Annotated in this window: 14 protein-coding genes; 9 read left to right on the forward strand and 5 right to left on the reverse strand. The window is 67.1% G+C overall.

Translation table 11 applies throughout. The annotated features are described in order from the left end of the window. Positions 1-11: 11 nt before the first annotated feature. The 7 genes from fdh3B (at position 12) to H7X47_RS26200 (ending at position 4756) form a co-directional block, all read left to right on the forward strand. Positions 12-608, forward strand: coding sequence for a formate dehydrogenase FDH3 subunit beta (gene fdh3B / locus H7X47_RS22435; RefSeq protein WP_193371007.1), 597 nt, complete (start codon positions 12-14; stop codon positions 606-608). Positions 609-772: 164 nt separating this feature from the next. Continuing rightward, positions 773-967, forward strand: coding sequence for a hypothetical protein (locus H7X47_RS22440; RefSeq protein WP_193371008.1), 195 nt, complete (start codon positions 773-775; stop codon positions 965-967). A 71-nt stretch (positions 968-1038) separates the two neighbouring features. Then, entirely contained in the window at positions 1039-2157 is a 1119-nt protein-coding gene (locus H7X47_RS22445; protein WP_193371009.1) for a formate dehydrogenase subunit gamma, read from the forward strand. Between the two features lie 14 nt (positions 2158-2171). Then, positions 2172-2513, forward strand: a complete 342-nt coding sequence (locus H7X47_RS22450) for a hypothetical protein (RefSeq protein WP_193371010.1) — start codon at positions 2172-2174, stop codon at positions 2511-2513. 52 nt (positions 2514-2565) lie between these two features. Then, the gene (locus H7X47_RS22455; RefSeq protein WP_193371011.1) at positions 2566-3189 is read left to right on the forward strand and encodes a hypothetical protein; all 624 of its coding nucleotides are present in this window, start codon (positions 2566-2568) and stop codon (positions 3187-3189) included. Between the two features lie 52 nt (positions 3190-3241). Next, positions 3242-4573: a c-type cytochrome gene (locus H7X47_RS22460; protein WP_193371012.1), complete on the forward strand. Its 1332-nt coding sequence runs from the start codon at positions 3242-3244 to the stop codon at positions 4571-4573. Between the two features lie 60 nt (positions 4574-4633). Then, positions 4634-4756 carry a hypothetical protein gene (locus tag H7X47_RS26200; RefSeq protein WP_264373110.1) on the forward strand — a complete coding sequence of 41 codons (123 nt, stop codon included), beginning with the start codon at positions 4634-4636 and terminating at the stop codon, positions 4754-4756. A gap of 7 nt (positions 4757-4763) precedes the next feature. On the opposite strand, the gene H7X47_RS22465 is transcribed toward H7X47_RS26200, so the two are convergent. Both H7X47_RS22465 and H7X47_RS22470 read right to left on the reverse strand, forming a co-directional pair. Next, positions 4764-5978, reverse strand: a complete 1215-nt coding sequence (locus H7X47_RS22465; protein WP_193371013.1) for an ankyrin repeat domain-containing protein — start codon at positions 5976-5978, stop codon at positions 4764-4766. 13 nt (positions 5979-5991) lie between these two features. Further along, on the reverse strand, positions 5992-6177 hold the full coding sequence (locus H7X47_RS22470; RefSeq protein WP_319633665.1) for a DUF3553 domain-containing protein: 186 nt from the start codon (positions 6175-6177) through the stop codon (positions 5992-5994). Between the two features lie 144 nt (positions 6178-6321). Between H7X47_RS22470 and H7X47_RS22475 the strand changes: the two genes are divergently transcribed. Then, positions 6322-6969 carry a histidine phosphotransferase family protein gene (locus H7X47_RS22475; RefSeq protein ID WP_193371014.1) on the forward strand — a complete coding sequence of 216 codons (648 nt, stop codon included), beginning with the start codon at positions 6322-6324 and terminating at the stop codon, positions 6967-6969. Between the two features lie 127 nt (positions 6970-7096). Here H7X47_RS22475 and H7X47_RS22480 read toward each other — a convergent pair whose 3' ends face one another. Both H7X47_RS22480 and H7X47_RS22485 read right to left on the reverse strand, forming a co-directional pair. Continuing rightward, entirely contained in the window at positions 7097-8704 is a 1608-nt protein-coding gene (locus H7X47_RS22480; protein WP_193371015.1) for a methyl-accepting chemotaxis protein, read from the reverse strand. 164 nt (positions 8705-8868) lie between these two features. Continuing rightward, positions 8869-9447 (reverse strand): hypothetical protein, encoded by a 579-nt coding sequence (locus H7X47_RS22485; protein WP_227010718.1) that lies wholly within the window; start codon positions 9445-9447, stop codon positions 8869-8871. Between the two features lie 397 nt (positions 9448-9844). Here H7X47_RS22485 and H7X47_RS22490 point away from each other — a divergent pair, with 397 nt between their 5' ends. Continuing rightward, entirely contained in the window at positions 9845-10828 is a 984-nt protein-coding gene (locus tag H7X47_RS22490; protein WP_227010719.1) for a Fe(3+) ABC transporter substrate-binding protein, read from the forward strand. Between the two features lie 103 nt (positions 10829-10931). Here H7X47_RS22490 and H7X47_RS22495 read toward each other — a convergent pair whose 3' ends face one another. Further along, positions 10932-12695 (reverse strand): ABC transporter permease, encoded by a 1764-nt coding sequence (locus H7X47_RS22495; protein ID WP_319633666.1) that lies wholly within the window; start codon positions 12693-12695, stop codon positions 10932-10934. Positions 12696-12833: the final 138 nt, after the last annotated feature.

Genomic DNA, 12833 nt, shown 5'->3' on the forward strand with positions numbered 1-12833 from the left:
GGAGTTGAATCATGGCACGAATGAAATTCCTCTGTGACGCTGAGCGCTGCATCGAGTGCAATGCCTGTGTCACAGCGTGCAAGAACGAGCATGAAATTCCCTGGGGCGTGAACCGGCGCCGGGTCGTCACCATCAACGATGGTAAGCCCGGTGAGCGGTCCATCTCCGTGGCCTGCATGCACTGTTCCGACGCGCCCTGCATGGCCGTCTGCCCGGTGGATTGCTTCTACCAGACCGAAGACGGTGTGGTACTGCACTCCAAGGATCTCTGCATCGGTTGCGGTTACTGCTTCTACGCCTGTCCTTTCGGAGCGCCGCAGTACCCGCAGGCCGGCAATTTCGGCAGCCGAGGCAAGATGGACAAGTGCACCTTCTGCTCCGGCGGACCCGAGGAGGACAACTCCTCCGCCGAGTTCCAGAAGTACGGGCGCAACCGTCTGGCCGAGGGCAAGCTGCCGCTTTGCGCGGAGATGTGCTCGACCAAGGCTCTGCTCGCCGGCGACGGCGACGTGGTGTCCGACATCTATCGCGAGCGCGTCGTCGCCCGCGGTTTCGGGTCGGGCGCCTGGGGCTGGGGTACGGCCTACGACCAGAAGTCGGGTTCTTGAGCCTGAGGCCTGGTCAGACTAATCGGGAGCGTTTCTAGGCCCCGGTTTGGGATGGGGGCGGCGCTTGGCGCCGCCCCCCTTTCCCATGGGGGCCCGGCTTCCGTAAGGAAATATTAACCATAACCCGTTTGATTTTATTGCCTCGATTGGAGGTAGAAGACCTGATGGTCCTGCACAAGCTAATACCTGTCGTCGCCGGCGCCGGCCTTGTCCTGGCCCTGGCGGCCTGTGACGAGTCCGAGCAGGGACGCATCCTGCGCTATGAAAAAGGCACCTATCTCGGCAAGGCCGACAGCCCGCTGAGCGACGAGAAGCGCGATGAACTGCGCTCCCGCGCGATGATGCAAAGCGGCGGCTGACCCGTTTAGGGGAGGTTCCCTTTCGTTGCTCCCAGACGATGAAGAGATGTAGCTCGGTGAGAGGAAATACCATGATCGCCTCCGTCTTGCGCCCGCGGCGCAGCGCCTTTTCCCTTATCTTCGGCTTCCTGCTGCTGCTGGCCGCCGTCGTGGCGGTGACCGCGCCGACGGCGCCGGCCCGGGCGCAGGGCGCAGACACCACGGCGGCCGAAAGCCCGACGGCCGGCAATGTTCCGGGCAACGTCCTGGGCAATACCGCCGACAGCGAGTTCTGGCGGGCGATCCGCCGCGGCGAAACCGGCTCGGTCACCATTCCCAATGCCCAGGCCGGGCAGCTGATCCAGTCCGAAGGCGACAACTGGCGCGCCGTGCGCAACGGCCCGGTGACGGTCTACGGCGCCTGGGCGATGCTCGGCATTGTCGCGCTGATCGCCCTGTTCTTTGCCGTGCGCGGTCGCATCCGCATCGACGCCGGCCCCAGCGGCACCACCATCGAGCGCTTCAACATGATCGAGCGCACGGCCCACTGGATCACCGCCACCTCCTTCATCGTGCTGGCGCTGACCGGGCTCAACATTCTCTATGGCCGCCACGTGCTGCTGCCGATTCTCGGCCTGGACATCTTCGCCGCCATCACCCTCGCCGGTAAGTACGCGCACAACTTCCTGTCCTTCGCCTTCATGGTCGGCGTGGTGCTGATCTTCTTCCTCTGGGTCGGCCGCAATATCCCGGGCAAGCGGGACCTGCACTGGCTGGCGGTGGGCGGCGGCCTTTTCAAGAAGGGCGTGCATCCGCCGGCGGGCAAGTTCAACGCCGGCCAGAAGCTGATTTTCTGGGCGGTGATCCTGGGCGGCGTCTCTATCAGCCTTTCCGGGTTGGCGCTGCTCTTCCCCTTCCAGTTCGCGTTCTTCGGCGGCACCTTCGAGGTGCTGAACATCTTCGGCCTCGGCCTGCCGACCGACCTGACGATGATGCAGGAGATGCAGCTTTCGCAGCTTTGGCACGGCGTCGTCGCCCTGATCCTCATCGCCATCATCATCGGCCACATCTACATCGGCTCGCTGGGGATGGAAGGCGCTTTCGAGGCCATGGGCAGCGGTCAGGTCGATCTGAACTGGGCCAAGGAGCACCACTCCCTCTGGGTCCAGGAGGTGCGCAGCGGTTCGGAGGCGCAGCAACCGGCTGAATAGATATGGGGAGCCTCATGGCCAAGCGGTATCGCAGTCTTTTTCTGGCGCTTACCTGTGCCGGCGTGCTGACGGCGGCGCCGCTTCTCCCCGCCGCTCAGGCGGCGGTCAGCCAGGAAGCCGCCGCCAAGAGCATCGCCGAGCGTTACGGGGTGCAGGTCCTGAAGGTCCGCGCCGGCGAGCGTGACGGCCGCAAGGTCTGGCTGGTGACCGTCATGCAGCCCGGCGGCAACAGCAACGGCGCCTTCCAGGTGCATCTGCTGGCGGTCGACCAGGAAAGCGGGAATCTGGTCTCCTCGTTCCAGCACGGCGTCAGCGGCTATACCCTGCCGCCGCTCCCGCCCGGGGGCGAAAGGTGAGGGCGCGCAGGCGCGGCCGGCAATCCCCACGACGGAGCAAAGTGCGGGCGGCATGACCATTCTGGCCAGAACAGCGACGATCGCCGGACTGGCGCTGCTGCTGGGGCTGCCCCAAGGTGCCGTCGCCCAGCAGGCTCCGGCGCGCGCGCCGGACGCCGGCCCCGGCATGCTGACCGCGCAGGTCTTCAGCAAGCCGCCCGAGATGCCGGGGGGGGGCGTCTCTCCCTACGACGACAGCGGCCTGAACCTGCGGGTCAAGGCGGACTTCGAGGCTCAGCTCGCCGCGCAACAGCGCGGACGGGTGGAAAGCGAAGCGCGGGCGGACTATCTGTTACTCTTTGAGAGCGGCATCATCCCGGCCGAGGACGTGCCGCAGGGCCCCAGCCTTGGTTCGGCGGAGGTCACCGAGAGCGGGGTGGACGTCAGCGTCAACGTCTGGTCCTTGGAGGAGGACAGCGTCCTGGGCGGGCGGCAGGAACAGCCCGACGTGGACAGCAGCGTGTTTCATATCAATGCCGTCCTGCGCGAGCGCAGCAGCGGCAAGGTGGCCTGGCAGGGCGATGCTTACTACCGGCTCTCCGGGCCGGAGACCGAGCGGGTCGCCCGCGCCATGGTCGCGCCCCTGGTGGAGAAGATAGGTCAGTCCGTTGCCCGCGAGCCCTTCGAGATCGACTAGCGCAGCGCGCCCCGCCGCGTCCCGGCCGCGTCCCCTGGCGCGGCTGTCCCCCTTGGCGCTCTTTGTGGCGGCGTTCTGCCTGGCGGCGGCCTGGGGTGTTACGCCGGCCGGCGCGGAGCTGCGCGGGCACGGCGGCTTCGTGAAGGGCGTCGCGGTGTCGCCGGACGGCCGCCAGGTGATTTCCGCCAGCTTCGACTACAGCGTCATCCTGTGGAACCTGGAGAGCCAGCAGGCGCTGGAGGTGCTGGACGACCACGAAGGCGCGGTCAATGCGGTGGCGCTGCTGGAAGACGGCCACAAGGCGCTCTCGGCCAGCGACGACGGGACGCTGCGCCTCTGGGACCTGCAGAGCGGCAAGCTGTTGCACGTCTTCACCGGTCACGGCGGCAAGGTGGCGGGGGTGGCCGTCTCGCCGGATGGCCGCCTGGCGGCCTCCGCCGGCTGGGACCACACGGTACGGCTGTGGGATCTGGCGGGCCGTAAGCAGCTATTCGTGCTGGACGACCACCGCAGCAACGTCAATGCGGTAGCCTTCTCACCCGACGGACACGGTCTGCTGAGCGGCAGCTACGATTCCGCGATACGCTACTATGAACTGCCGGAGGACGGCGGCGCGCCGCGCCTGCGCCGCCTCATGGAAGGACACGACTTCGGCGTCAACGCCGTCGTCTTCCTGCCGGGCGGCAAGCGCGCTCTGTCGGCCTCGGTGGACGAGACGGTGCGCCTCTGGGATCTTGACAGCGGCCGCGAACTGGCCGAGTTGCGCGGCCACGAAGGTCCCGTCTTCGCCGTGGCGGTTTCGCCCGACGGCCAACTGGCGGCCTCCGGCGGGGTCGATGGCACGGTGAACCTCTGGAACATCGAGGAGCGGCGCATCATCGCCTCGCTCTACGGCCATAGCCAGCCGGTCTGGGCCCTGGCCTTCACCCCGGACGGCAAGCGCCTGCTCTCCGCCGGCGCCGACGAGGTGACGCGCATCTGGGATCTGGAGACCCGCAGCGAAGTGGGCGCTTCCGAGGAAGTCGCGGCCTTGCCGGAACTTCCCGCTGCAAGCGAAGCCGATGCGCGCGGCGCCAAGCTGTTCCGCAAGTGCGCCGCTTGCCACACCGTCACCGCCGATGGCGGCCACCGCGCGGGGCCGACGCTCTATGGCGTCTTCGGCCGGCGCGCGGGCACCATCGAGGGCTACAACTACTCCGACGCCCTGACCCACAGCAACCTGGTCTGGACCGAGGAGACCATCGACCGGCTCTTCGCCGAGGGTCCGGACGCCTTCACGCCGGGCAGCAAGATGCCGTTGCAGCGCATGCCCTCGGCGAAGGACCGTGAAGATCTCATCACTTATCTGAAGAGCATAACCGCCGCCGAGGGGGCGGCGAACTGAGGCAGGCAGCCCAAAGCACCAAGTAACTTGGACGCTATCTTTGTTGAGGATTGTAGGATTATGAAATCGATCATTGCAGGCGCCGTCGCCGCCATCCTGATCGCCGTTTTGGGTGCGGTGGTTCTGTCGAGCATGCCCATGACGTCCGCCGACGTCTACTCCACCTCGAACGTCCGCCTCTAGCGGCGGGCTATTCGCGCGCGCCGGCCAGGCGCAGCAGCTCGACGATTTCGCTGTCGCCGATCATGTCGGCCGCGGCGAGGGCGGTCCAACCGTCCTTGGCTTTCAAGGTCGGGTCCGCTCCGGCCTGCAGCAGCAGCTTCACTTCTTCCAGGCGCGCCCGGTTGGCCGCCATCATGAGCGCGGTGTTGCCGGTCTCGATCTCGCGGGCATTGGGATCGGCGCCGTGGTTCAGCAGCACGTAGAGCGCTCCCGCCTGACCCGCGGCCGCGGCCAGCACCACCGGCGGGCGGCCGCTGCGCCCCGGCAGGTTGGGATCGGCGCCCGTCTCCAGCAGGGCGATCACCGTGTCGACCTGGGCCGCCTCAATGGCCTCGCCCAGCGCCGTCTCACCCTCGTTGGCCTTTTGGTCGACGGGGATGCCGCTGTCGAGCAGGGCGCGCAGCAGCTTGGTCCGGCCCCGACCGGCGGCGATGTGCAGGGCGGAGCGGCCATCGCTGCGACGCGCCCCGGCATCGGCCCCGGCCGCCAGCAATAGCTGGAAGCTGCCTTCCGCCCCGGCGCCCGTGGCGGCGATCAACGCGGTGGTGCCGTCTTTCGCCGCCAGGCTCGGGTCGGCGTCGGCCGCCAGCAGCTCCGCCACCAGCAACGTGCCGAGGGGATCGAAGGCGGCGTTGATCAGCGCGGTGTTGCCGTCAACTTCATCGCGGGCGTCCACCTCGGCCCCGGCGGCGAGCAGGACCGCCAGCACCGGCCGCTTCAGCCGGCGCGCGGCGATGTGCAGCGGCATGTTGCCGTGGTCCTTCTCGCGCGCGTCGACCGGCGCGCCGGCCTCCACCAGTTGCTTGGCGACCCGGTCATAGCCTTCGTAGGCGGCGTAGTGCAGGGCGGTCCAGTTGTCGTCGGGCGTCGCCGCGGCGGGATCGGCGCCGCGGGCCAGCAGCAGCTCCGTCACCGCCGGACTGCCGTGCATGGCCGTGACCTGCAGCGGCGTGTTGCCGAGCTGGTCGCGCGCCTCCAGGTCGGCGCCCCGTTCCAGGGCGTAGCCCGCCAGCTCCGCGTCGTCGCTGCGCGCCGCCTGGTGAAGCGCCTGGTCGGCGATCGACTGCTCGGTCGCCGTCTGGGCCGCCGAAGGGGGCGCCAGGCACAGCAGGGCCAGCAGAAGCGGCAGCAGGGCGCCCCGGAGGAAGGTGGCGGTCAGGCTGGGGGCGGCGTGGAGAAGCATGGCGCGCGGCATTCTAGGAAGCGTCGTCGGGGACGACTTCCAGCTCCACCTGCGAGGCAATGATCAGCAGCTTGCCGGCATGCTCGAAGTTCACGGTGACCCGGTCGTCGATCACCGACTGGATCTGCCCCAGGCCCCAGTCGGGCTTGCTTGGATGGCGCACCCGCATACCGGGCGTCAGGTGGTGGGTGGCGCTCACGCCGGCCGTGCTCCCGTTTTCTGCATTCCCTCGGTCTCCGGTCTCGCCTACGTCTTTAGTGTAGCTTGCGGCTTAGTGTATAAGGAAGCGCGGGCTGCGGAAACGTCCAGCCCATCCGAGATCATCTTGGGGGATTGCAGGCTGATGGATTTGAAGATTGACGTGCGCGTTGCGGAACTTCTGGCTTCGCGTCTCTGCCACGACCTTGTGGGCCCGATCGGGGCCATCGGCAACGGCCTGGAGCTGCTGTCCGACGACGAGTTCGGCATGGCCGATGACGCCATGCAGCTGACCACCAATTCCGCACGGCAGGCATCGAACATCCTGCAGTATTTTCGCCTGGCCTACGGCATGGCGGGCGCGCGCGTCGGACCCGACTACACGCCGCTGCGAGACCTGGCCGCCGCCTTGCTGGAGACTTCGCGCTCCAAGCTGGAATGGACGCTGCTCCAGGCGCCCGAGGGCGCGCCCGACGGCATCGCCAAGCTGGTGCTCAACATGATCGCCTTGGGCCACGAGGCGCTGCCCCGCGGCGGCACTTTGAGCGTGGAGATCTCGCCGGGGGCTCAGGGTATCGACTGCGTCGTGACGGCCAAGGGGCAGGATGCGCACCTGCGGCCGGAATCCCTCGTCGGCCTGCAGGAGAACGTGGACCTGGAAGAACTCAGCCCACGCGGCGTCCACGGCTATTTCACCCGCCTCATGGCACTGCGCCTGGGCAGCGAGCTCGAAATCGAGACGCCGGGCAGCGGCAGCGTCCGTTTCAGCGCTACCCTGGCGAAGGCGGGCTGATCCGCGCCCCGCGCCGGCTCGGTCAGGGCGAGGCAGGGCAGGGGCCAAAGAAAAACGCCGGCAGCGCATGGAAGCACTGCTGGCGCTTTCTTTACCCCCGACAGGGCCCCCGAAAGAGCCTTCTCGCTTAACTCGCGCGAATGTTGGCGAGGAAGTGGTCGACCTGGTTGCTGAGGCTCTTCGACTGCTCGGCCAGCTCGTTGGCCGCGGTCAGCATGGTCTTGGCGGAGTTGCCGGACTGGGCCGCCGCCGAGGTCACGTCGCCGATGTTTGCGGAAACCTCGCTGGTGCTGGCCGAAGCCTCCTGCACGTTGCGGGAGATTTCCTCGGTCGCCGAGCTCTGCTCCTCGACTGCCGCGGCGATGCCGTTGGCGATGCCGTGCACTTCCTCAATGGTCGAGGTGATCTTGGCAATGGCATCCACCGCGCCGCCGGTGGCGTTCTGGATCTCGTTGATCTGCTGGGCGATCTGCTCGGTCGCCTTGGCCGTCTGGGTGGCCAGCTGCTTGACCTCGGAGGCGACGACCGCGAAGCCCTTGCCCGCCTCGCCGGCGCGCGCCGCCTCGATGGTGGCGTTGAGGGCCAGCAGGTTGGTCTGCTCGGCGATGTCCTGGATCATGGTGACCACGTCGCCGATCTTCTGGGCCGCGTCGGCCAGGGCACCGACCTCCTGGTTGGTGGTGCGGGCCTGATCCGCGGCGTCGCTGGCGATCTTCGTCGACTGGGCCACCTGGCGGCCGATCTCCTGGATCGAGGCCGTCAGCTCCTCGGCGGCGCTGGCGACCGTCTGCACGTTGTTGGCGGCCTGGTCGGTGGCCGTTGCGACGGCGGCGGTCTTCTGGCTCGTCTGCTCGGCGGTCTGGGACATCGACTGCGCCGTCGACTGCACCTGGCCGGAGGCGCTGGTGACGTTGTCGACAACGCCGCGCACGCTGGATTCGAACTCGTCGGCCAGCTTCTGCATGGCCTGGCGCTTTTCCTCCTCGGCCTTGGCCTTCTCGGCCTCGCGGGCCGCGGTGGAACGCTCCAGCTCAATGGCGTTGGTCTTGAAGGTCTCGACCGTGCGCGCCATGTCGCCGATGTCGTCGCGGCGGTCCATGGCCGGCACCTCGACGGAGGTGTCGCCGTCGGCCAGCTTGCCCATGGTGGTGGTCATCATCGCCAGCGGCTTGCCGATCAGGCGGCTGGTGACGAAGCCGAGCAGGCCGATCAGAATCACCAGGGCGGCGACCGAGATGGCGCCCTGCTGCACGGCGGCGGACTGGATGTGACCGTTCAGCTCTTCGATCGACCAGGCGATGATCACCGTGCCGATGAAGGAGCCGTCCTTGGGATTGAGGGCGGGGCTGGACACCAGGACGTGGTTTTCCAGCTCCACGAAATGACGCTCCGACGATCCCTTGGCCTCGCCGATGAAGGCGGTCAGATCGGCCTGGGTCAGCGTCGGGTGATTGAAGCGGATCAGCTCGTTGCCGTCCTTATCGAGGGCAACCACGTTGGCGATCACGGAGTCTTCCGCGTTCGCGAAGTCGATGTAGGCCGTCTCGATGGCGTCGGGCTTGTTCCAGCGGATGCCGCCGGCCGCGTTGTTGGCGATCAGGCGGGTCATGGTCGCAAAGCCGGCCTCGCCGGTGGTGAGGGCAAGCTTGTTGGTCTGGCTGATGCTGATGGCCACCAGGGCAACCAGGATCAGGGTCGCCGTGGTCGCGGCGGTCAGGATGACCTTGCGGGCCACGGAAAGGCGAGAGAATCCGCCCAGGCTCGTCTTTGAATGACCAGCTTTCGTGGTCTTCGCAGACTGTGATTTCTGAGGTTTACTCATCAAATCCACCCCTTACAGAGTCTTGCCTGGACGGATAATCTCACTATTCGCCAGGTACTTAACAATCCTGGCGAAACTTACAGCGCGTCGACGTTGATGCCGACGGTAATGGCGCCGATGACCTCACCGGTGGCCGGATCGACGATCGACATGGAGACCTGCGACTGGAAGGTCTGGGTCGACTCGTCCATCTCGACCTCGTCGACGAAGATGGCGTCCGGACCGGCGCTGTAGGTCTTCTGCCACTTGGCTTCGTCACCCTGCCAGTAGTCGGAGGTGACGTCGCTCTGGCCGACGTTCAGGCCGCGGTTGTCCATGACGAACACCTCGGTGACCAGGCCCTGGGTGCTGTCCTTCTGCTGACGCAGGTAGCCGGACAGGGCGTTGCTGAGGACGGCGTCGATCATCGGCTTGCTGCCGGCGTCGGTCTGGGCGCGCCAGTCCTTGTCCATGTTGTCGATGTCGCCCTGGCTGAGGCCGGCGTGCTTGGCGTTCTGCGCCTTGACGGCGTTGATCACGGTGTCGTTCGAGATCCACTGCTTGACCGTGCTCTTGGCGAAGTCGGTGGCCGGAGCGACGTGGGCTTCACTGGCCCAGGCAGCCGTGGCAAGCAGCGCACCCGCGAGGCCGGACACGATTCCCTTCATAAAAGACATGTTGTTGGCTCCAATAGAGTTCCTCACACAGACGCTCGCTGCTGCGCACGCCTTTCCAAAGTAGGAAACTCATTAGCGCACTGGATTTAATTTAAGGTTACTTGCGCCAACTATCGGTTTGTGAAGTAAGCCAATTCTAAGCCAAGGGTTGACCGGCCCCGAGGGGGGCGAGCGTGCAAAACAGCAAGGTTTTGCGGCAATTGCGGGGGTGGCTTCGGGGCCGCTTGACAGATGCGAATGATTTTCATTAACTGCTCGCGTAGAGGCCATCATCGAATGGCCGGGAACGGACATACGCCCGCCCGATGCTCCGGAGGTCCGAAGTCCAGGAAAATCAAGGAGGTATACGATGAACTTTTGCCGGCGCGCAGTCCTGGGGACTGCGATCAGTGTTGCAATGCTGGCGAGCGGCCTGCCGGCCCAGGCGCAGGAAGTGCTCAATCTTTATTCCTCGCGCCACTACCAGACCGATGAAGCGCTTTACGCGGGCTTCACCGAGCTGACGGGAATCGAGATCAATCGCATCGAAGGTGAGGGCGACGCCCTGATCGAGCGCATCAAGAGCGAGGGCCAGAACAGCCCCGCCGACGTCTTCCTGACGGTCGACGTGGGGCGCATCTGGCGCGCCGAGGAAGCGGGGCTGTTCCAGCCGGTTGAGTCCGCTGCGCTGGACAAGGCCGTGCCGGAGAACCTGCGCCATCCCGAGGGCCTGTGGTACGGCTTTTCGGCCCGCGCGCGCCTGATCTTTTACGCCAAGGACACCGTTGAGCCGGGCGCGATCAAGGACTACGAGGACCTAGCCGATCCCAAGTGGAAGGGCAAGGTCTGCATCCGCAGCAGTTCCAATGTCTATAACCAGTCGCTGCTCAGCTCGATCATTGCGGCGGACGGCGAGGAGGGGGCCCGCACCTGGGCCCAGGGCGTGGTCGACAACTTCGCCCGCAAGCCGGTGGGTGGCGACACCGACCAGCTGCGCGGCCTCGGCGCCGGCGAGTGCGATATCGCGGTGGCCAACTCCTACTACTTCGTGCGCCTGATGATCAATCCCAGCGACAAGGACAAGGGGCTGGCGGACAAGATCGGCTGGGTCTTTCCCAACCAGGACGGCCGCGGCACCCACGTCAACATCTCCGCTGCCGGCGTGCTGAAGTACGCGCCCCACAAGGCGGCCGCGGTGAAGTTCCTGGAGTACCTGGCCAGTCCGCAGGCGCAGCGCTACTTTGCCGACGGCAACAACGAGTACCCCGTGGTGCCGGGCGTGGAGCCGAACGAGGCGCTGAAGGAGCTGGGCGACTTCAAGGTCGATCCGGTCAACGTCTCGGTCTACGGCAAGAACCAGGCGAAGGCGCAGATGATCTTCGACAGCGTCGGCTGGAACTAGTTCCGCGCCATGATCCCCGGCCGCGATCTTGGGCCGCGATCTTGGGCCGGCGTCCATGCCGCCGGCCCGGCCGGAAAAAGGGCTCCCAGGTTTCTGGGAGCCCTTATTTCTTGAGGGCCCCGGCGCTGCGCGGCGGCGCTTTTCGGCCCGGCCGTCCGCGGGCGATGGCGCGGCTCAGCAGGATGACCGGCGGGATTCCTACGGCGACGATGGTTAGGGCCGGCGTGGCCGCCTCGGTCAGGCGCTCGTCGGCGGCGAAGTTGTGCGCCTGCACCGCCAGGGTGTCGAAGTTGAAGGGGCGCATCACCAGGGTGGCGGGCAGTTCCTTCATCACGTCGACGAAGACCACCAGGCCAGCGGTCAGCAGCGAGGGCCACATCATCGGCGCGTGGACCCGCGCCAGGGTGCTGAGAGGGCGCACGCCCAGGGCGCGCGCGGCATCGTCCATGGAGGGGCGGATCTTGCCCAGACCGGACTCGACGGTGTTCAGCGACACCGCCAGGAAGCGGACGAGATAGGCGAAGACCAGGGCGGCGATGCTGCCGGTCAGCAGCAGCCCGCTGGAGATACCGAAGGTGGCGCGCAGCCAGCCGTCCAGGGTGTTGTCGAAGGCGGCGAAGGGCACCAGCACGCCGACGGCGATGATGGTGCCGGGAATGGCGTAGCCCATGGCCGCCAGGCGATTGGCGGCCTGCACCAGCGGGCCGCCCTGCAGGCGGCGCCCATAAGCCATGAGGGTCGCCAGGCCCACGGCCAGAATGGCCGTGACCACGGCCAGGGTGACGCTGTTGCCCACCAGCTCCAGATAGCGCTTGCCGAACTGCTGGTCGCCGGCGGCCAGGGCCATGGTCAGGAGAATGCCGGCGGGCAGCAGGAAGCCGAAGCACAGCGGCAGGAGACAGGCCAGGAAGGCACCAAGCGCGCTCAGGCCTTTCAGCCGGTGCCCGGGCAGCTGCTGATAGCGGTCGGTGGCGTGGTGGAAGCGCGCCCGGCCGCGACTCTGCACCTCCAGCAGCAGCACCAGGAAGACGAAGATCAGCAGAATCGAAGAAAGCTGGCCCGCGGTGGTGCGGTCGCCGAAGGAGATCCAGGCGCGCACGATCCCGGTGGTGAAGTTGGGCACGCCAAAGAACGACACGGTGCCGAAGTCGGCCAGCGTCTCCATCAGGGCCAGGGCGGTGCCGGCGATGATCGCCGGCCGGGCCAGCGGCAGGGCGACACGGAAGAAAGTCGCCCAGGGGCCGCAGCCGAGGGTGCGGCTGACGTCCAGGGCGCAGACCGACTGGTCGAGAAAGGCCGCGCGCGACAGCATGTAGGCGTAGGGATAGAGCACCAGGGTCAGCATGGCGACGGCGCCCCCCAGCGACCTCACCTCGGGAAACCAGTATTCCCGGTAGCTGAGGCCGGTGAGGTCCCGCAGCAGGGTCTGTACCGGGCCCGCTGGCTGCAGGAAGTCGGTATAGGCATAGGCCATGACATAGGCGGGAACCGCCAGCGGCAGGATCAGCGCCCATTCGAAGACGCGGCGTCCGGGAAAGCGGCACATGGTGACGAGCCAGGCGGTCCCGGCCCCCAGCAGGGGCACGCCGATCCCGACGCCGCCGACCAGGACGGCGGTGTTGAAGAGGTAGCGGGGCAGCACGGTGCTGGCCAGGTGGCTCCAGGTGCCGTCGCCCGACTGGGTGAGGCTGAAGAGCACACTGACGACAGGAACGAGGAACAGCCCGGCGACGGCGATCGAAAGCCAGGTGAGGGGCGCCCAGGGCCGGCGCAACTTGCCCCGGCCGCGGCGCAGCGGGCGGCCCGGCCGCTGGTCGAACGGCCCGGCCGGATCGATGGAGGGGGAAAGCGGCGGGGATTCGGCCACTCAGGCCACCGCCGCCGGCGGGATTGGGCGAAGCTGGATCATCCCTGGTCCTGTCTCACATATCGCCGCCCCCGGCAAGGCATAGGGACCCAAGCACGGCGGCCGGAATAGCGGGATTTGGGTCAAGCGGCGCCGGGA

This window comes from Pelagibius marinus (assembly GCF_014925385.1).
GTDB classification, from domain to species: Bacteria; Pseudomonadota; Alphaproteobacteria; order Kiloniellales; family Kiloniellaceae; genus Pelagibius; species Pelagibius marinus.